Annotated in this window: 15 protein-coding genes; 7 read left to right on the plus strand and 8 right to left on the minus strand. The window is 74.0% G+C overall.

The genetic code is table 11. The annotated features are described in order from the left end of the window. Positions 1 to 900 (minus strand): serine/threonine-protein kinase (locus EUS26_RS15185; RefSeq protein WP_130014677.1); only part of this gene is annotated, 900 nt, incomplete at its 3' end. A gap of 80 nt (positions 901 to 980) precedes the next feature. On the opposite strand from EUS26_RS15185, the gene lipB reads away from it, so the two are divergent. The 6 genes from lipB to glnA all read left to right on the plus strand — a co-directional run bounded on the left by lipB (position 981) and on the right by glnA (position 7,339). After that, positions 981 to 1,658 carry a lipoyl(octanoyl) transferase LipB gene (gene lipB / locus EUS26_RS15190; RefSeq protein WP_130014678.1) on the plus strand — a complete coding sequence of 226 codons (678 nt, stop codon included), beginning with the start codon at positions 981 to 983 and terminating at the stop codon, positions 1,656 to 1,658. 120 nt (positions 1,659 to 1,778) lie between these two features. Then, positions 1,779 to 2,807, plus strand: a complete 1,029-nt coding sequence (locus tag EUS26_RS15195) for an ABC transporter ATP-binding protein (protein ID WP_130014679.1) — start codon at positions 1,779 to 1,781, stop codon at positions 2,805 to 2,807. Then, positions 2,804 to 3,793: an ABC transporter permease subunit gene (locus EUS26_RS15200; protein WP_130014680.1), complete on the plus strand. Its 990-nt coding sequence runs from the start codon at positions 2,804 to 2,806 to the stop codon at positions 3,791 to 3,793. Before EUS26_RS15195 ends, EUS26_RS15200 begins: the two co-directional genes overlap by 4 nt. Positions 3,794 to 3,888: 95 nt before the next feature. Continuing rightward, positions 3,889 to 4,938, plus strand: a complete 1,050-nt coding sequence (gene lipA / locus EUS26_RS15205) for a lipoyl synthase (RefSeq protein WP_130014681.1) — start codon at positions 3,889 to 3,891, stop codon at positions 4,936 to 4,938. A 5-nt stretch (positions 4,939 to 4,943) separates the two neighbouring features. Then, positions 4,944 to 5,732, plus strand: coding sequence for a DUF4191 domain-containing protein (locus EUS26_RS15210; RefSeq protein WP_130014682.1), 789 nt, complete (start codon positions 4,944 to 4,946; stop codon positions 5,730 to 5,732). A gap of 182 nt (positions 5,733 to 5,914) precedes the next feature. Then, entirely contained in the window at positions 5,915 to 7,339 is a 1,425-nt protein-coding gene (gene glnA, locus EUS26_RS15215; RefSeq protein ID WP_130014683.1) for a type I glutamate--ammonia ligase, read from the plus strand. Positions 7,340 to 7,547: 208 nt separating this feature from the next. Here the strand turns inward: glnA and EUS26_RS15220 are convergent, their stop codons facing one another. Genes EUS26_RS15220 through EUS26_RS15230 form a run of 3 tightly spaced genes read right to left on the minus strand, consistent with a single transcriptional unit; the run spans position 7,548 to position 12,600 of the window. Continuing rightward, positions 7,548 to 8,393, minus strand: coding sequence for a UbiA family prenyltransferase (locus EUS26_RS15220; RefSeq protein ID WP_202865172.1), 846 nt, complete (start codon positions 8,391 to 8,393; stop codon positions 7,548 to 7,550). Positions 8,394 to 8,443: 50 nt separating this feature from the next. After that, positions 8,444 to 9,082, minus strand: a complete 639-nt coding sequence (locus EUS26_RS15225) for a class I SAM-dependent methyltransferase (RefSeq protein ID WP_202865173.1) — start codon at positions 9,080 to 9,082, stop codon at positions 8,444 to 8,446. A 2-nt stretch (positions 9,083 to 9,084) separates the two neighbouring features. Beyond that, on the minus strand, positions 9,085 to 12,600 hold the full coding sequence (locus EUS26_RS15230; RefSeq protein ID WP_238149025.1) for a TM0106 family RecB-like putative nuclease: 3,516 nt from the start codon (positions 12,598 to 12,600) through the stop codon (positions 9,085 to 9,087). Positions 12,601 to 12,670: 70 nt separating this feature from the next. On the opposite strand from EUS26_RS15230, the gene EUS26_RS15235 reads away from it, so the two are divergent. Then, positions 12,671 to 13,390: a potassium channel family protein gene (locus EUS26_RS15235; protein ID WP_202865174.1), complete on the plus strand. Its 720-nt coding sequence runs from the start codon at positions 12,671 to 12,673 to the stop codon at positions 13,388 to 13,390. Here the strand turns inward: EUS26_RS15235 and EUS26_RS15240 are convergent. From EUS26_RS15240 to EUS26_RS15255, 4 genes are all read right to left on the minus strand, one after another. Beyond that, positions 13,387 to 13,806 carry an HIT family protein gene (locus tag EUS26_RS15240; protein WP_130014686.1) on the minus strand — a complete coding sequence of 140 codons (420 nt, stop codon included), beginning with the start codon at positions 13,804 to 13,806 and terminating at the stop codon, positions 13,387 to 13,389. The genes EUS26_RS15235 and EUS26_RS15240 overlap by 4 nt on opposite strands. Before the next feature lie 10 nt (positions 13,807 to 13,816). Then, positions 13,817 to 15,145 (minus strand): aminotransferase family protein, encoded by a 1,329-nt coding sequence (locus EUS26_RS15245; RefSeq protein WP_130014687.1) that lies wholly within the window; start codon positions 15,143 to 15,145, stop codon positions 13,817 to 13,819. A gap of 4 nt (positions 15,146 to 15,149) precedes the next feature. Beyond that, positions 15,150 to 16,514, minus strand: coding sequence for an aminotransferase class III-fold pyridoxal phosphate-dependent enzyme (locus EUS26_RS15250; protein ID WP_130014688.1), 1,365 nt, complete (start codon positions 16,512 to 16,514; stop codon positions 15,150 to 15,152). Between the two features lie 132 nt (positions 16,515 to 16,646). Continuing rightward, positions 16,647 to 18,206 (minus strand): aldehyde dehydrogenase family protein, encoded by a 1,560-nt coding sequence (locus EUS26_RS15255; protein ID WP_130014689.1) that lies wholly within the window; start codon positions 18,204 to 18,206, stop codon positions 16,647 to 16,649. Positions 18,207 to 18,241: the final 35 nt, after the last annotated feature.

Raw genomic sequence — 18,241 nt, forward strand, 5'->3', positions numbered from 1 at the left:
CGACGAGCGGTGGGTGCCCGTCTTCCTGCTCGTGTACGGCGTCGTGTCGATCGTCGGGACGTGGCTCGGCGGGCGTCTGGGCGACTGGTCGGTGCTGCGCACCCTGGTCCTCACCGGCACCGGGTCGACGAGCGCCAGGAGGGCGGCCGGCAGGTCGTCGGCCGCGGGCCGGTCCTCCGGCTGCGGCGCCATGCAGCCCTGCACGAGCTCGACCAGCGCGGGAGGCAGGGCCGGGGAGACCTCGGTCAGGGTCGGCCGGTCGAAGCCGGGCCCGGGACGCTCGCCCACGAGGCACAGCCAGGCCACCGCCCCGAGCTGGTAGACGTCCGACTCCGCGGCGGCCGGGAAACCCTCGAGCACCTCCGGCGCCACCATCCCGTCGTGCGCGTCGGTGCCCCAGCCCGCCAGCCCCTGCTCCCCCGCCACCCGCGCCGTGCCCAGGTCGCCGAGCAGCGGCATACCGTCGCTGCGGAAGAGCAGGTTGCCCGGCGAGACGTCCCCGTGGACCACCCCGGCCCGGTGCAGGTCGCCGAGGGCCCGGGAGATCGGGTGCAGCACCGTCACCAGCTCACCGGGCGACAGCAGCCGCCGACGGTGGAGGACCTGGGCCAGCGAGCCCCCGGCCGCCAGCTGGGTGACGACCGCCACCACCGGGTCGCCGGGGTCACCGAGCGGGAGCACGTCGTAGAGGTGCAGCACGTGCTCGTGCCGCAGACCGGCCAGCAGCCCGGCCTCCGCGAGCACCCCGGTCAGCGCGTCCGCGTCCCCGGCGCCCGGCCGCACCAGCTTGACCGCGACCGGGAGGCCGTCCACCCGGCGGCGCGCCCGCCACACCTGCCCGCTCCCCCCGGACCCCAGCCGGTCGAGCAGGTCGTAGCCGGGGACGGTGGGGATCGTCATACCGACAGCGTGCCCGGCCGGGCCGCAGCCGCGCAGGAGTTGTCCACAGCCCCCGCAGGAGCGGGGTCTACAGTGCAGGTATGCGGTTCGAGCACCTCGGTCTGGCCCCTGACCTCGTGGACTACGTCCAGGCGTGGGAGCACCAGCGGGAGGTCCACCGACGGGTGGTGAGCGGTGAGCTGCCCGACACGGTCCTGCTGCTGGAGCACGCCGCGGTCTACACGGCGGGCAAGCGCACCGAGGCGCACGAGCGGCCGCTGGACGGCACCCCGGTGGTGGACGTCGACCGAGGCGGCAAGATCACCTGGCACGGACCGGGACAGCTGGTGGGCTACCCCATCGTGCGGCTGCCCTCCCCCGTCGACGTGGTCGCGCACGTGCGTCGCCTGGAGGACATGATGATCGGGGTCTGCGCCGCGCTCGGCGTCGAGGCGACCCGGGTCGAGGGCCGCTCGGGCGTCTGGCTGCGCGCCGACGCCGACCGCCCGGAGCGCAAGATCGGGGCCATCGGCATCCGGGTGAGCCAGGACGTGACGATGCACGGCTTCGCCCTCAACTGCGACTGCGACCTCGGCTGGGCCGACACCATCATCCCGTGCGGCATCGCCGACGCCGGGGTGACCTCGCTGTCCGCCGAGGTGGGTCGGCCGGTCGGGGTGGCCGAGGTGCTGCCGCTCGTCGAGGAGCACCTGGCCCGGGTGCTCTCCCCCGTGGCCGCGTCGGCGCCGGTGGGCGCGGCCGGCACCCCCGGTCGCTGACCGTCGGGAAGAAGTCGCGGACACGCGTGCAACAGACGCGGCCCGCGCGACACAGCCACGGTTGACTGTCCCCGTGCGGGTGCCCCGGTGCGGGGGCGCCCACGGAGGCGAGGAGGGCGTGTGAGCGTGGCGCAGCTGACCGAGGAGGGGCCGGCCCTGACGATCCGTGGGCTGCGCAAGACCTACCGCACCGTGCGGGGTCGCCGGGTCGCGGTCCACGGCCTCGACATGGACGTCCCCACGGGGGGCGTGCACGGCTTCCTCGGCCCCAACGGCTCGGGCAAGACGACGACGATCCGCATGCTGCTGGGCCTCGTGCGCCCGGACGCCGGGGAGATGCGCATCTTCGGCACCCCGGTGCCCCGGCAGCTGCCCGCGGTGGTCGACCGGGTCGGGGCCATCGTCGAGTCGCCGAAGTTCTTCCCCGGCTTCACCGCCCGCCGCAGCCTGACCCTGCTGGCCGAGGCCATCGGCACTCCGACGACCCGGGTGGGCGAGGTGCTGGAGGAGGTCGGCCTGGGCGGCCGGGGGGACGACACGTTCCGCAGCTACTCGCTGGGGATGAAGCAGCGCCTGGCGATCGCCGCCACCCTGCTCAAGGCGCCGGACCTGCTCATCTTCGACGAGCCGACCAACGGGCTCGACCCGGCGGGCATCCACGACATCCGCACGACCATGCGACGGCTCGCCGACCAGGGCCGCACCGTGCTGGTCAGCAGCCACATCCTCTCCGAGGTCGAGCAGATCGCCGACACGGTCTCGATCATCGGGCGCGGACGCGTGCTGGCCCAGGGATCGGTGGCCGGGCTCATCGGCGCCGGGGGCGAGACCGTCGAGGTCGGGGTGCGCCACCCCGGGGCCGCCGTCCGGGTCCTGCGCGAGGCGGGGTTCGCGGCGGACTGGCTCGCCCGGCCACGGGGACAGGACGCGGCCGACGCGCTGGCCCGGCGCGAGGACGACGACGTCGCCGGCCTGCTGACGGTCACCGGGGCGCACCCGGCCGAGATCACCCGGCTGCTCGCCGGGCAGGGGCTGTGGGTGGAGCGCCTCGTGCCGAGCCGGAGGGGCCTGGAGCAGATCTTCCTCGAGCTCACCGAGGACGACGCGGCACGCGTGACCCCCGCCGCCCCCGAGGAAGGCGCGGCATGACCCGCCTGGTGGCCGTCGAGCTGCAGCGGCTGCGCGCTCGCCGCATCGTCCTGCTGGCGCTCGTGGCCAGCGTCCTCGTCGCCGGGTTCGCCCTGTTCACCGTCTACCAGCACGCGGTCCAGCTGGAGCGGGCCCGCAGCGGCGCCGACGTCATGTTCCAGCAGCAGCTGGAGTGGTGGGAGGAGAACGGCGAGCAGGAGCGGGCCACCTGTCTGCAGCAGCAGGAGGAGGAGCGGCGGCTCAGCGGCGACGGCTCGGTCGACTTCGGGTGCGAGCAGCTGCGCCCCCCCACCCCCGAGAGCATGTACGGCGCGATGCCCTCGCTCGCCGCGCAGTACGACGAGCTGCTGGTGACCCTCGCCTACCCCTTCCTCCTGCTGGCGCTGCTGGTCGGCTCCACGCACGTCGCCGCCGAGTTCACCCACCGCACCATGGGTTCGTGGCTGACCTTCGTGCCCCGTCGCGGTCTCGTCTTCACCTCCAAGGTGCTGGCCGCCGCCCTGGTCTCCGTGCCCGTGGTGGGCGTCGGCGTCGGCCTGGTCCTGCTCGGGGTGCCCGCCGTCTTCCGCTGGCACGGGATCGACGGGGGCGGCAGCAGCGAGGTCTGGGTCGCCCTCGCCTGGGCGGTGGTGCGGATCCTGGGGGCCGGGCTGCTGGCCGGTGCCCTCGGTGCGGGCGCCGGCTTCCTCGTGCGGCACAGCGCGGTGGTCGTGGGCGTGCTGGTGGGCTACCTGGCTGTGGTCGAGGCCATCCTCGGGAGCACGGTGAGCCGCGCCTCGCGCTTCCTGCTCAGCAACAACGTCCGGGGCTTCATCGAGAACGGCACCGAGTGGAGGGTGGTCGAGGACTGCTGGGGGCCGACCGGGGAGTGCCGGGAGGTCGTGGAGCGGCTCAGCTTCGCCCAGTCCGCCACCACCCTCGTGGTGGTCGTGCTGGTCGTCCTCGGGCTCGCCCTGTGGAGGTTCGTGCGCAGCGACGTCGACTGACCCGGGCGCCGGGTGCGGCCGCGCGGACGGGGCATACCCTGGAGGGGTGCACGCGTTGTCACCTGTGACAACGAACCGAACCAGAGGGAGCACCTGTGACCGTCGCACCGGAGGGCCGTCGACTGCTGCGCGTCGAGGCGCGCAACGCCGAGACGCCGATCGAGCGCAAGCCCGACTGGATCCGGACCACCGCCAAGATGGGCCCGGAGTACCAGGAGCTGCACTCCATGGTGAAGAGCGGTGGACTGCACACCGTCTGCCAGGAGGCGGGGTGCCCCAACATCTTCGAGTGCTGGGAGGACCGCGAGGCGACCTTCCTCATCGGCGGTGACATCTGCACCCGCCGCTGCGACTTCTGCGACATCTCGACCGGGCGGCCGCTGCCGCTGGACCGGGAGGAGCCGCGCAAGGTCGCCGAGTCCATCCGGACGATGGAGCTGCGCTACGCCACCATCACCGGGGTCGCGCGGGACGACCAGAAGGACGGCGCGGCGTGGCTCTACGCCGAGGTCATCCGCAAGGTGCACGAGCTCAACCCGAGCACCGGCGTGGAGATCCTCCCTCCCGACTTCGGCGCGGTGCCCGAGCTGGTCCAGCAGGTGTTCGACGCCCGACCCGAGGTCTTCGCACACAACCTCGAGACGGTGCCGCGGATCTTCAAGAAGATCCGCCCCGCGTTCACCTACGACAAGTCGTTGCGGGTGCTGTCGATGGCCCGGGACAACGAGCTGGTGACCAAGTCCAACCTCATCCTCGGGATGGGCGAGACGGAGGAGGAGATCGACCAGGCGATGCAGGACCTGCACGACGCCGGGTGCGACATCCTCACGATCACGCAGTACCTCCGGCCCTCCAAGCTGCACCACCCCATCGACCGGTGGGTCAAGCCGCAGGAGTTCGTCCACTGGTCCGAGCGCGCCGAGGAGATCGGCTTCAAGGGGGTCATGGCCGGGCCGCTGGTGCGCAGCTCCTACCGGGCCGGCAAGCTCTACGCCCAGGCCATGCGCCGGTGGGGACGCGAGGTGCCCGGCCACCTGTCGCACCTCGCCCAGCAGGCCGAGGCGGACATCCCCGCGCGTCAGGAGGCCGCCTCGCTGGTGGCGGCGCAGGAGCGTCGGGAGCTGTCCCGCGCACACGTATCCTGATCCTCATGTCCTCGTCCTCCGCCACCACCGAGCCCGAGCCGAAGAAGCGCCGTTTCGGGCGCAGGCGCAAGCCCAAGGACCCGAACAACCCGGGTCGCATCGCCCAGGTCCGTCAGGTCTTCGCGATGACCCGCAAGGCGGACCCGGCGGCCGTCTGGTGGATGGCGCTGGCGGCACTGGCGGTGCTCGTCGTCGCCCTGCTCGTCGGGCTGTGGCTCGACCAGGTGGTCTACGTCCTCATCCTGGGCGTGCCCATGGCGCTGCTGGCCGCCGTCATCGTGCTGGGCCGCAAGGCCGAGCGGGCCGCCTTCGCCCAGATCGAGGGCCAGCCCGGGGCCGCCTCCGCGGTGCTCCAGCAGCTGCGCCGCGGCTGGTACTACGACCAGGAGCCGGTGGCCGCCGAGGCCGGTGGCCAGGTCCGGGGTATGCGTGATCTCAACAACGCAGCGATGGTCTTCCGTGCCGTCGGTCGCCCCGGCGTCGTGCTCATCTCCGAGGGTCCGCGCGGCTCGGCGCAGCGCCTGGTCAAGGCCGAGGAGCGCAAGGTGTCCCGGGTCGTGGGCCAGGAGGTGCCGGTGCACACCATCTCCGTGGGCAAGGGGGAGGGCCAGACGCCCCTGCGCGAGGTCGTCAAGACCATCAAGAAGTACCCCAAGCAGCTGAGCAACGACGAGGCCCTCGTCGTCCAGCAGCGCATGAAGGCCCTGGGCAGCCGCAACAAACCGGCCATCCCGGCGGGCATGGACCCGACCCGGCCGCCGCGGGCGAGCCGCCGCGCGCTCCGCGGGCGCTGAACCCCGTCGGTCGGTATTCCGGCCGACGGACCGGGCGCGGTGAGCCGGACGAGGGCTCGTGAGGCCGTGCGTAACACCGGCGTAACACCCGAGTGACCCAGCGGAAACCACCTCCCCGTAGGTTAAGGGTCACCGGACCCGAAACCCCGAGTCGTCGCCCGGTCCGCGACAGGAGGAACTCCATGTTCAGCAATGCCGACGAAGTGCTCGCCTACATCAAGGACGAGGACGTCAAGTTCATCGACATCAGGTTCTGCGACCTGCCCGGCGTCATGCAGCACTTCAACGTGCCGGCCGCGACCTTCGACCAGGACGCGTTCGACACCGGCCAGATGTTCGACGGCTCGTCGATCCGCGGCTTCAAGTCCATCCACGAGTCGGACATGAAGCTCATCCCGGACCCGCAGACGGCCTACGTCGACCCGTTCCGCGTCGAGAAGACGCTCATCATGAACTTCTCGATCGTCGACCCGTTCACCGACGAGCCCTACGAGCGCGACCCGCGGCAGATCGCCCGCCGGGCCGAGGAGCACCTGCGCTCGACGGGGATCGCCGACACCGCATACTTCGGTGCTGAGGCCGAGTTCTACGTCTTCGACGACGTGCGCTTCGCCACCGGCCCCAGCGGTGGGTACTACCACATCGACTCGGTCGAGGCGGCCTGGAACACCGGTCGCGCCGAGGACGGCGGCAACCGCGGCTACAAGCCGCGCTTCAAGGGTGGCTACTTCCCGGTCCCGCCGGTGGACCACTTCGCCGACATCCGGGACCGCATGGTGCTCAACCTCGACACGGTCGGCCTCGACGTCGAGCGCGCCCACCACGAGGTCGGCACCGCGGGCCAGCAGGAGATCAACTACCGGTTCAACACCCTGCTGCACTCCGGCGACGACCTGATGAAGTTCAAGTACGTCATCAAGAACACCGCGTGGGCGGCGGGCAAGACGGCGACCTTCATGCCGAAGCCGGTCTTCGGGGACAACGGCTCGGGCATGCACACCCACCAGAGCCTGTGGAAGGACGGCGAGCCGCTGTTCTACGACGAGAACGGCTACGGCGGCCTGTCCGACATCGCCCGGTGGTACATCGGTGGCCTGCTGGCGCACGGCCCCGCGCTGCTGGCCTTCACCAACCCCTCGCTGAACTCCTACCACCGTCTGGTGCCGGGCTTCGAGGCGCCGATCAACCTGGTCTACTCGGCCCGCAACCGCTCGGCCTGCGTCCGGATCCCGATCACCGGGGCGTCGGCCAAGGCCAAGCGCGTGGAGTACCGCGTGCCGGACCCCTCGGCCAACCCCTACCTGGCCTTCTCGGCCCAGCTCATGGCCGGCCTGGACGGCATCAAGAACCGGATCGAGCCGCCGGAGCCGGTGGACAAGGACCTCTACGAGCTCCCGCCGGAGGAGATGGCCGACATCGACCAGCTCCCGACCAACCTGCCGGACGTGCTCAACGCGCTCGAGGACGACCACGCCTTCCTCACCGAGGGCGAGGTCTTCACCGAGGACCTGCTCGGCGCCTGGGTGGACTACAAGCGCGCCAACGAGATCCAGCCGACCCGGCTACGGCCGCACCCGCACGAGTTCGAGATGTACTTCGACATCTGACGAAGCGCGTCAGCGGAGGGCAGGCAGCGAGGAACGAGCTGTCTGCCCTCCGGCGTGTCCGGTGGGTCCTGTCCGCCAGCCGGTATGTCGTCCTTGCGCCGGTTCGTCATCTGACAGCCTCCTCGAACAGGCTGTCAGTCGACCTCAGGGGCTCACAGCTGACGTGGCGGCTGTCAGACGGCCTGCGGGCCGGCACGGCGGCGTCGGCTCACCGGAGGAACCACCACGCCGCCCCCTGCAGGAGCAGGACGGCGACCATGGCGGCGACGGACGGGCCGGGGGGCCCGCCCCCCAGCCGCCGGACGCCGAGCACCGACAGCGGGACCGCGAGGAGCCCGGCCACCGCGACCGGCCACGGGTGGACCGCCATGCTGAGGGCGTATGCCGTGAGCGCCGCCGCTCCCCCGAGGCGCCGCAGCGAGCTCGGAGCCAGCCGGGAGGCGAGAGTGTGCTTGCCCGCCGACCGGTCGGCCTCCCGGTCGGCCCACTGCGTCTCGAGCAGGTTGACGAGGGTGATGAGGGCGAAGGGCACGAAGGCGAGCGCCGCGGGCCCGAGGGCGGCCCCGGCGGTCACGGCCCCGGTGGCCGGCAGCAGCAGGCCGCCGAGCAGCGCGTTGGCCACCTCGCCCCACCCGTGCCGTGAGAACGGCCACGGACCGACGGAGTAGGCCCAGCCCCCCACCAGGCCGAGCAGGAGCAGCCCGGCCACCCGCCCCGTCAGGTGGCCGGAGATCAGGCCGAGGGCCGTCAGCGTCGCCGCGACGACGGCCGCCCCGACGGCGACCCGCCACGCGAACACCGCCGGCAGCCCGAGCTCGGCCAGCGCGCCGCTGCCGCCGGAGAACCGGGTGCGCACGGTGCGGGAGTCCGTCACCACGTCGGCGAACTCGTTGACCACGTGCACGCTGGTCGCGACCGCGGCGACCACCACGGCGGTGAGGACCGTGCCGGCCACCGGGAGCGCCGCCGCCGCCCCGAGGGAGCCGGACGCACCCGCGGCCCGGCCCACGGCGAGGACGACGAGGATGAGCAGCACCTGGTCGGGGCGGCTCATCCGGACGGCTCCGCGCCACCAGGCCGACGTGACCACGGTGCGCCCGCGGCTCAGCGCCACGTGCCGACCACGACCCGGACGTGACCGCCTCGACGGCTCCACGAGCGGGCGGCCTCCAGCTCTGGCTGGACGACGGTCCAGGCATGGGCGTCGATGTCGGCGCCGCCGAGCCAGCACGCGAGCCGGGCCAGCGGTGCCGCCCAGGCCGCGATCCCGGTGGGGCGGGCCATGTCGACGACCGCGACGCCCGCACCCGGCGCCAGCACCGTGGTGAGGGCCCGCCACACCCGGGAGGGGTCCGGGGCGAGCGAGAGGGCGTAGGTGGCCACCACGGCGTCGAAGGGCTGCCCCCCGGCCGCCGCGCGGAGCACGCCCTCGTCGGCCATGTCGCCCTGCACCAGCCGCACCGTCCCGCCGCCGGAGCCGTCGGCCGGGCCCGGTGGGGCCGCCTTGCGCCGGGCCGCGTCCAGCATCGCGGCGCTGCGGTCTACACCCACGACGTGACCGCTCGGGCCGACCTCGCGCAGCAGGAGCGGCAGGTTGAGGCCCGTCCCGCACCCGACGTCGAGGACCCGCTGCCCGGGCGACAGCCCCAGGGCCCGGATGCCGAGGTGCCGGCCCACGGCATACACCGGCTCACCGGACAGCAGGTCGTAGGTGCGGGCGGTGAGCGCGCCGTAGCGGTCCACCCTCAGCCCACGGGCTCGGGCACGGCGCCAGCACCCAACGGCGTGCCGCACAGGCTGATGAAGGCGCCCAGCTGGAGCACGGCGCCCGGGCTGGACGGCAGGTGCGCGGTGAGCGCCGCGGACCGGATGAGCACCGCCTTCCACTGGGCTCGCGAGATCGCGACGTTGAGACGGTTGCGGCTCAGCAGGAAACCCATGCCGCGGGGCACGTCGGCAGCCGACGACGCGGTCATCGACAGGATCGCGACGACGGCCTCCTGCCCCTGGAACGCGTCGACCGTGCCCACCCGCACCTCGTCCAGCCCGGCCTGGGCCAGAGATCGCCGGACGAGCGCGACCTGGGCGTTGAAGGGCGCGACGACGAGGACGTCGCGCTGGCCGGTCCTCCGCGGCCCGGCCGGGTCCTCGGGGTCGGTCCACGTCAGGCCCAGGTGGGCCTGCACCTGCCGGACCACCTCGTCGGCCTCCTCGGGGGACTCGGTGCGGTTGCCCCGGTGCTCGAGCCGCACCACGTCCAGCCCGGGGGCGACGCCGTCCAGGTCGCGCCGCGCAGGCGGCTCCGCGGCGCCCAGCTGACCGGCGTAGGCCAGCTCGGACACGGCGGCGGTGACTGCCGGGTGCATGCGGTAGGTGCGCTCGAGGAAGTAGCCCCGCTCCGGGGGCAGCGTCGGCTCCCCGCCCATGACCCAGCCCAGGGCCGACTCGTCCACGGGCTCGGCGTGCGTGCCCTGGCTGACCTGCGGCAGCTGCTGCGGGTCGCCCAGCAGGAGCAGCCGGCGCGCGGACCGGGCGGCGCCGACCGTCGGCGCGAGGGCGAACTGCCCCGCCTCGTCGACGACGAGCAGGTCCAGGCCACCGGGCTCGACGAGGTCGGGGTGGGAGAAGGTCCAGGCGGTGCCGCCCAGGACGCACCCGGTCCCCCGGTGCTCATCGAGGTAGGCGGCGCGCGCGGCCGGGCTGTCCTTGAGCTCGGTCCATGGCGGGTCTGCGGTCCTGGCCTCGGACTTCCCGACCAGCCCGGTGTCGAGCCCCGCCCGGACGACCGCACCCAGGACGTTCTCGACGACGTGGTGCGACTGCGCGACCACGCCGACCCGCCAGCCGTGCTCCTCCACCAGCCGCCGGATGACCCGCGAGCCGGTCCAGGTCTTGCCGGTCCCCGGCGGGCCCTGGACGGCGACGTAGGAGTCGTCCATCGCCAGCAGTGCCGCGACGAGGTCCTCGCCCGGCCCGGACGCCGCGCCGTGCGGGAGCCGGCCGCCGTCGCGCAGCCGTGGCAGACGGCGGGCGAGCAGGTCGAAGGCTGCGCCGGCGGGCAGCGCCCCACGCGCGAGGGCCTCGGTGGCCACCCCGGCGATGGCCTGCGGGATGGGGTCGGGCCGGGGCGGGGAGTCCGGGGCGAGGGCGACCGGGAGGTCGGCGAAGACGTCGTCGGGCGGGCGCGCCTCGACGAGGTGCACCACGCGCGGGTCGTCGGGGTCGACCTCGATCCTGTCGCAGCGGGCCGCGGCGTAGGGCGCCCCGTCCGGGCCCTCCGCCCGGACCGGCCCGGGTGCGGCGTAGACCACCTGGGCCTTCCGCGCCGTGCTCCCCGGCCCCCAGTCGCCCACCAGCCGCAGGGTGCGCCGCCAGCTGCGGGCCTTGCCTCCCGGCGGAGCCCAGTCGGCCACCACCTCGGCGGACTCGACCGCGAAGACGTCCCGGGTGCGCGCCCAGCTCTCCAGCGGGTGCTGCAGCCGGTCGAAGTGGCCCCACCAGAACTGCTTGTCCTCCCGCCGGTGGTAGCCGATGGCCGTGGCCAGCATGGCCCACGCCTGCTGCTCGGGCGACCGGTCCTCCGCCGGCCCGTCCCCCGCCCGCGCCTGCAGGGCGTCCTCGAGCTCACCCTGCGACACGGCGCTCTCGCGCGCCGGCGGGGTGAGCACCCGGGGGACGACGCGGTCGCGCACCCCGGCCTCCTCGGCCCGCTCCAGCAGCCAGTCGCGCAGCCGCAGGGTGGAGAGGCAGTCGTAGCGGTTGTAGTCGGCCAGCTCGTCCAGGCGGCGGGTCGCCAGCTGCGGGTCGACGTCCTGCAGGGAGCGGAACTCGTGGTAGGCCAGGATCGAGGCGTCACCGGTGCTCACGCCGTCCTCGGACCGCAGGTCGGCACCCATGTAGAGCGGCTCGAGCTTCTTGATGCTGTAGGACGGCGCGGCGACGAGGACCGAGCCGCGCACGACGGCGTAGAGGTCGACGAAGACCTCCGCCCGCAGCAGGTCGTCCAGCTCCTCCTCGCGCACCCGGTAGCGCATGGCCATGGCCTTGAGGGCGTTGGTCTCGTAGGGGGCGTAGTGGTAGACGTGCAGGTCCGGCCACCGCTCGCGACGTCGCGCCAGGTCGTCGACGAAGGCGGCGAACGCCGCGCGCTCGGCGGCGAAGGAGTGGGCCCAGGTCGGGGTGTAGCGACCGGCCGCATCGACCGCGCCCCAGAGGTACTGCAGCCCGGCCCGGCCGCGGTCCCCCTCGTCGTAGTGCGGGTCGCCCTCGAAGTCGAAGAAGAGGTCGCCCTCGCTGGGCGCGGGCAGCAGGGCGAGGGTCTGTGCCGCCGCACCGGTCAGGCGGTGGCCGGTGCCACCGGCGGCGGCACCGGCCTGCAGCACCGCCTGGTCGCGGAGCCGCTCGAAGGTCGCCGGCGCCATGTCCTCCGGCAGGGCCGGCGCGTCGGCCAGGTCGCGCACCGTGGTGAGGCCGGCTGCCCGCAGCTGCCCCCGTCTGCGCGAGTCCACCCCGGCGACCAGCAGCACGTCGTCCGCGGCGGCCGCCGCGGCCACGCACTCCTCGCAGCGCCCGCACACGGCATACCGGTCGTCGCCCCAGCGCACCGCCGAGCCGCCCTCCAGGTGGGCGCGCAGGAACGGCTCGAACCGACCGCGCACCTCCGCGAACACCGAGACGAGGTCGCTCGTCGGCAGGTCCCGGCGCTCGCCGGAGCCGAGCAGCAGGCTGGCGGTGGCCGACACGGGCACCCCCGTGCGCCCCAGCTGCTCGGCGTAGGCGCCGAGCTGCACCAGCGCCAGCGCCGACTCCGAGCGGGCGAGCTTGGCGTCACACACCCGCCAGCCGTCGTCCGTGCGCTCGAGGACGTCGGCGTAGCCCAGCATGCGGCCGTCGAAGAAGCAGGCCTGGGAGACCGCCCGGGCCCCGCCGGTGAGCGCGGCGCGGGTCGCGTCGGCGGCCTCGCGCAGCGACCCCGCCGACAGCGGCGGCGCCGGCCGCGCCAGCTCGAGGAGCCCGCCCCGGTCCCGGTATGCCGTGAGCAGCTCGGCCTCGTGCCGGTCCCCCAGCCGGGACAGCAGCTCGCGCATCGGGTCCCGCGCCGGCTCGGCGGGCGGACGGCGGCCGAGCACACCGTCGACGTGGCGCAGGAAGGCGTACTCGCAGCCCAGCGCCGCGCGCAGGTCCGACGGGCTCCACACCACCTGTTGCGGCCCCAGCACCAGCATCCGCTCCACCTCCTCCGGCGCGGCCCAGCCTCGCACACCGCACCGACAGTCCTGCCCGCGGCCGCGCTCCCGGGCGTGACCCGCGCGGCCTGGGATCATGGCGGGCATGAACCGCCTGGAGCGTTGGGAGTCGCGCACCCAGACCCCCCTGATGATCGCCGCCCTCGTCTTCCTCGTGGCCTTCGCGATCCCCATCGTCGACCCGGGCCTGCCGTCGGGCGTGCGGCGGACCTCCATGGTGGTCCAGGACGTCATCTGGGGGGTGTTCGTCGTCGACTACGCCTACCGTCTCGCGGTGGCGCCCCGCCGGTGGGCCTTCGTCCGCAGGCACCCGCTCGACCTCGCCGCGGTGGCGCTGCCCGCCCTGCGGCCGCTGCGCCTGGTCGCGGCGCTGTCCTTCGTGCACCAGGTGGCCGGGGAGAAGCTGCGCGGCCACGTGGCGCTCTACGTCACGACCGCCACCCTCCTGGTCGTCACCATCTCCTCCCTGGCGGTCCTCAACGCCGAGCGGGGCCACCCGGACGCGAGCATCCAGACGTGGCAGGAGTCGCTGTGGTGGTCCTTCGTGACCATCACCACGGTGGGCTACGGCGACTACGCCCCGGTCACCGGCGAGGGGCGTCTCTTCGCGGTCGGTCTCATGCTGTGCGGCATCGCGCTGCTCGGCATCGTCACGGCCAGCTTAGCGTCGTGGCTGCTCGAGCGGATCGCCGAGCCCGACCCCACCCGGCAGCCGGCCACCGCGGCCGACCTCGCCGAGCTCACCGAGCAGGTCCGCGAGCTGCGGGCCGAGCTCGCGGGGCTGCGCGGGACCGACCAGGCCTAGGCGGTCGCCTCCAGGGCCTCGCGCAGCCGGGCGGCGTGGTCGGCGGCCTCGCCGTCGTCGGCATACCTGGTCCTGGGCCAGAAGAAGCCGCGCAGACCGTCGCCCTTGGTCCTCGGCACCACGTGCACGTGCAGGTGCGGCACCGACTGGCTGACGACGTTGTTCATCGCCACGAAGCTGCCCTGGGCACCCAGCGCCGTGCGCACCGCGGCCGCGACCTCGCGGGCGGCGCCGAAGAGCGGCACGACGAGGTCGTCGGGCAGCTCGGTGAGGGTGTCGACGTGCCGCCGGGGCACGAGCAGCACGTGGCCCTTGAACACCGGTCGCGTGTCGAGGAAGCCGACGACGTCCTCCCGCTCCAGCACCAGGTGGGCCGGCTCCTCACCGGTGACGATGCGGCAGAAGAGGCAGCTCATGCCGCTCACGCTATCCGCCGGCAGCCCCCAGCACCTGGCGTATGCCGCCCGCCACGCCCGTCGCGATCGCGTCGACCTCGTCGTCGCTCACCACGAGGGGCGGACCGAGCAGCAGCAGGTCGCCGTTCGTGCCGTCCGCGCACCCGGTGCTCGGGTAGACGAGCACCCCGCGCTCGCGGCAGGCCTCGGTGACCTGCTCGACCACCCGCTCGGCACGGGGCAACGGCTCGGCCGTGGCCACGTCGGCCACCAGCTCGACGGCCTGCAGCAGCCCGCGGCCGCGGACGTCACCGATGCCGGCCACCCCGGCGAGCTCGCGGCGCAGCGCCCCGTGCAGCCGGGCACCCTGCCGCGCCGAGGCCTCGACGAGGCCGTCGCGCTGGAGGATGCGCAGCACGGCCAGCCCTGCGGCCGCCCCGACGACGTGGTGGGAGTAGGTGAAGCCGTGCACGAAGCCGGCCCGGGCCAGCACCTCGTGCACCGGCCCGCTGACCACCGCGAGCCCGAGCGGCCAGTAGCCGGAGGCGGTGCCCTTGCCCGCCGTGAGCACGTCCGGGCGCAGCCCGAAGTGCTCGCTGGCGAACCACCGCCCGGTGCGGCCGAACCCGGTCATCACCTCGTCGGCGACGACGAGCACGCCGTGCCGACGGCATACCTCGGTCACGGCGGGCCAGTAGTCGTCCGGCGGGACGCAGGCCCCGAGCCCGGCCCCGGACACCGGCTCCGCCACGAACGCGGCGACCCGCCCGGGACCGACCCGCTCGATGGTCTCCTCGAGCACCTGCGCGTGCCGTGCCCCGCAGCCGTGCGGGTGGGTGTCCGGGAAGGCGCAGCGGTACTCGTACGGGGTGCTGGTGTGCTCGGCGCCGGTGAGCCAGGGCAGGTAGGGGGCGCGCAGCCCGGCGCGTCCGGAGACGCTCAGGGCGCCCCTGCTGTTGCCGTGGTAGGAGCCGCGCCGGCCGATGACGACGTCGCGGTCCTCGCCCCGGGCGAGGTGGTAGGCGCGGACCATCTTCAGGGCCGACTCCACCGCCTCGCTGCCCCCGGAGACGGGGTAGATGCGCGGGTCGTCCAACGGCAGCAGCGGAGCGAGGGCGTCGGCATACTCCTCCAGCACCTCGCTGGAGAAGGCCGAGCCGTGCACGTAGGCGACCCGCGACGCCTGCTCGGCCGTCGCCCGCACGACCTCCTCGACCCCGTGGCCGACGCCGACGACGACCGCGCCGCCGGCCGCGTCGAGGTAGCGGCGGCCCTCGACGTCGACGAGGACCGCCCCCTCGCCCCGGTCGATGCGGACGCGCTCGCCGCCGCCGCGGGAGAAGACGTGCCGCGAACCCATCCGGTCAGCCGCCGTGCGACGCCGCGGCGGCCGCGACGGCCTCGCCGAAGAGGTGCACCCCGGTCCGGGCCTCCTCGGGCGTCACGACGAGCGGCGGCGACATGCGGACGACGCTCTCCCCCGCCTCGAGCACCAGCAGCCCGCGCTCGAAGGCGGCCTGCTGCACGGCGGCCGAGAGCGCGGAGTCGGCGAACTCGACGCCGATCATGAGGCCGACGCCGCGCACGTCCACGACCACGTCGGGGTGGTCCTGCTGGATCGCCCGGAGGCCGGCGAGGATGTCCTCCCCCACCGTGCGGGCGTGCTCGAGCAGCCCCTCGGACTCGATGACCCGCAGCGTGGCCAGCCCGGCCGCGCACGGCACCGGGCTCCCGCCGTAGGTCGACCCGTGCGTGCCCGTCCCCCAGCTCTCCATGAGCGAGGCCTTCGCGATGAACGCCCCCAGCGGAAGCCCCGAGGCGATGCCCTTGGCGGACAGCAGGACGTCCGGCTCGACGCCGGTCTGCTCGATGGCCCACATGGTGCCGGTGCGCCCCATCCCGCACTGCACCTCGTCGGCGACGAGCAGGATGCCGTGCTCGTCGCAGAGCTCGCGCAGCCGCCGCATCCAGCCCTCGCCGGGGACGATGTAGCCACCCTCGCCCTGGATCGGCTCGACGAAGATCGCGGCGACCTCGCTCGGGGCCACGTCGTGGCGGAAGATCGTCTCCAGGGCGTCGAAGGTGGCCGTGTCGGAGGCGTCCTCACCCGCGGCGACCTTGGCCGGGTCGGCGTAGGGGACGTGCAGCACGCCGGGCAGCAGCGGGCCGAAGCCCTGGTGGTACTTCGGCTTGGAGCTCGTCAGCGTGACGGCGCCCATGGTGCGGCCGTGGAAGGCGCCGAAGAAGCTGATGACGTAGGGCCGCTTCGTCGCGTAGCGGGCGAGCTTGAGCGCGCCCTCGACCGCCTCGGCGCCGGAGTTGGTGAGGAAGACCCGCACCGGCTCGCTCATCGGCGCGGTCCGCGCCAGCGCGTGGCACATCTGCGAGTAGACCGGCAGGAAGAAGTCGCTGGCCGAGTAGTGCAGCAGGTCGGCGGCCTGGTCCTGGACGGCCCGGACCACCTCGGGGTGGGCGTGGCCGGTCGAGTTCACCGCGATGCCGGCGTTGAAGTCGAGGAAGAGGTTGCCGTCGACGTCCTCGATGCGGCAGCCGCGGGCGCGGCGCGGGGCGAAGGGGTAGGCGCGGGGCAGCGACGGGCTGGTGATGGCCTGGTCGCCGGCGACGACCTCACGGGTGAGCGGGCCGGGCAGCTCGGTGCGCAGGTCCGGGACGGGGCGTGCGGGGTCGGCCCAGTCGGTGGTCGGCTCGGCCAGGGTGGTGTCGGTCATGGGGTCTCCTGGGGGGTCGTGGGTGAGATGGGGGTATGCCGTGCCGCGCCGGCCGCCGTGCCGCGCCGGCGCGGCGGGGGGGCCGGCCGGTGGGAGGGCCGGCCGGTGGGAGGGCCGGCCGGCGTCGAGGCCTCAGCCGGTGACGACGGTCTGGGACTGCTCGCGCATGAACAGCTGCACGTAGTGCAGGCCGCCGCCGGCCTTGCCCGAGCTGCCCGAGCCCTTCCAGCCGCCGAACGGCTGGACGCCCGGCCAGGCACCCGTGGTGGCACCGGCGGGACGGTTGACGTAGACCACGCCCGCCTCGATGCCGGCCAGGAAGCGGTCGATCTCGTCCTGCTCGCCGGCGAACAGCCCGGCCGTCAGCCCGAACACGGTGTCGTTGGCCCGCTCCAGCGCCTCGTCGAGCCCGTCGACCGGCGCCACGACGGCCAGCGGCACGAAGAGCTCGCTGGTGAACAGCTCGTCGTCCGCGGCCAGGCCGGAGATGAGCGTCGGCTGCACGTAGTAGCCGGGGTGCCCGTCGGTGCCCTGCAGCACCTCGCCGCCGGCGACGACGGTGCCGCCGGCCTCGCGGGCGTGCTCGACGGCGCCGCGGAAGCGCTCGACGGCCTCGGCGTCGATGACCGGCCCGCAGAAGGTGTCGCGCTCCAGCGGGTCGCCGACGACGACCGCGCCGAGCGCCTTGCCCAGGGTCTGGACGAGCTCGTCGTGGACCGCGGCGTCGACGTAGACGCGGGAGCAGGCCGAGCACTTCTGCCCCGAGGCTCCCGCCACGGAGCGGGTGATGCCCTTGGCCGCGGCCTCCAGGTCGGCGCTGGCGGTGACGATCGTCGGGTTCTTGCCACCCATCTCGGTGATGACCGGGCGCGGGTAGTCGCCGCGGAAGGCTTCTATGACGGCCATGCCGCCCGTGTAGGACCCGGTGAAGGTCAGGCCGTCGATGCCCGGGTGCGCCACGACCGCCTTGCCGACGTCGTCGCCGCCGGGGAGGAACTGCATGAGCCCCGCGGGCAGGCCCGCCTCGAGCATCGTCTCGTAGAGCTTCCACGCGACGTGGGTGCCCTGGACCGAGGGCTTGAGCACGACGGCGTTGCCGGCGACGAGCGCGGCGGCGGCCGGGCCGGCCGCCAGCGCCATCGGGAAGTTGAAGGGGCTGATGACCCCCCACACGCCGTGCGGGCGCAGGACCGAGCGGGTGGTCTCGGTGGGCGACAGCTGCTCCATGGCCGCCTCGAAGCCGCCGTTCTTCTCCACCTGGTCGCAGTAGTAGCGGAAGAAGACGGCCGACTCCTCCACGTCGCCCAGCGCCTCGAGGCGGTTCTTGCCGACCTCCATCGTCATCAGCGCGGCCAGCTCGTTGGCCCGCGCGCTGATGAGGTCGGCGACCTCCCGCAGCACCGGCAGCCGCTCCTGCCAGGGCGTCGCCGCCCAGGCCCGGCCCGCCTGCCGCGCGGCCTCCACGGCCGCGTCCACGGCGCCCGGCGAGGCCGCCTGCACGCGCGCGACGAGCACGGACGGGTCGGCGGGGCTGGTGACGTCGACCGGGTCACCGGGGTGGGGGTCACCGGGTGCGCTGATCTGCGCCCCCAGCCAGCCACGCGCCACCTCCACGCCGGCCTCGTAGGCCGCGTGCAGGTCCTCGTTGTCGGCGGTCAGGGTCGCGTAGGTCACCTTGTAGGGCTCGGACACCGTCGTCTCCTCACATCTCGCAGATTGCCGAGTTC

It is taken from the genome of Serinicoccus sediminis (assembly GCF_004153545.1).
Taxonomy (GTDB): domain Bacteria; phylum Actinomycetota; class Actinomycetes; order Actinomycetales; family Dermatophilaceae; genus Ornithinicoccus; species Ornithinicoccus sediminis_A.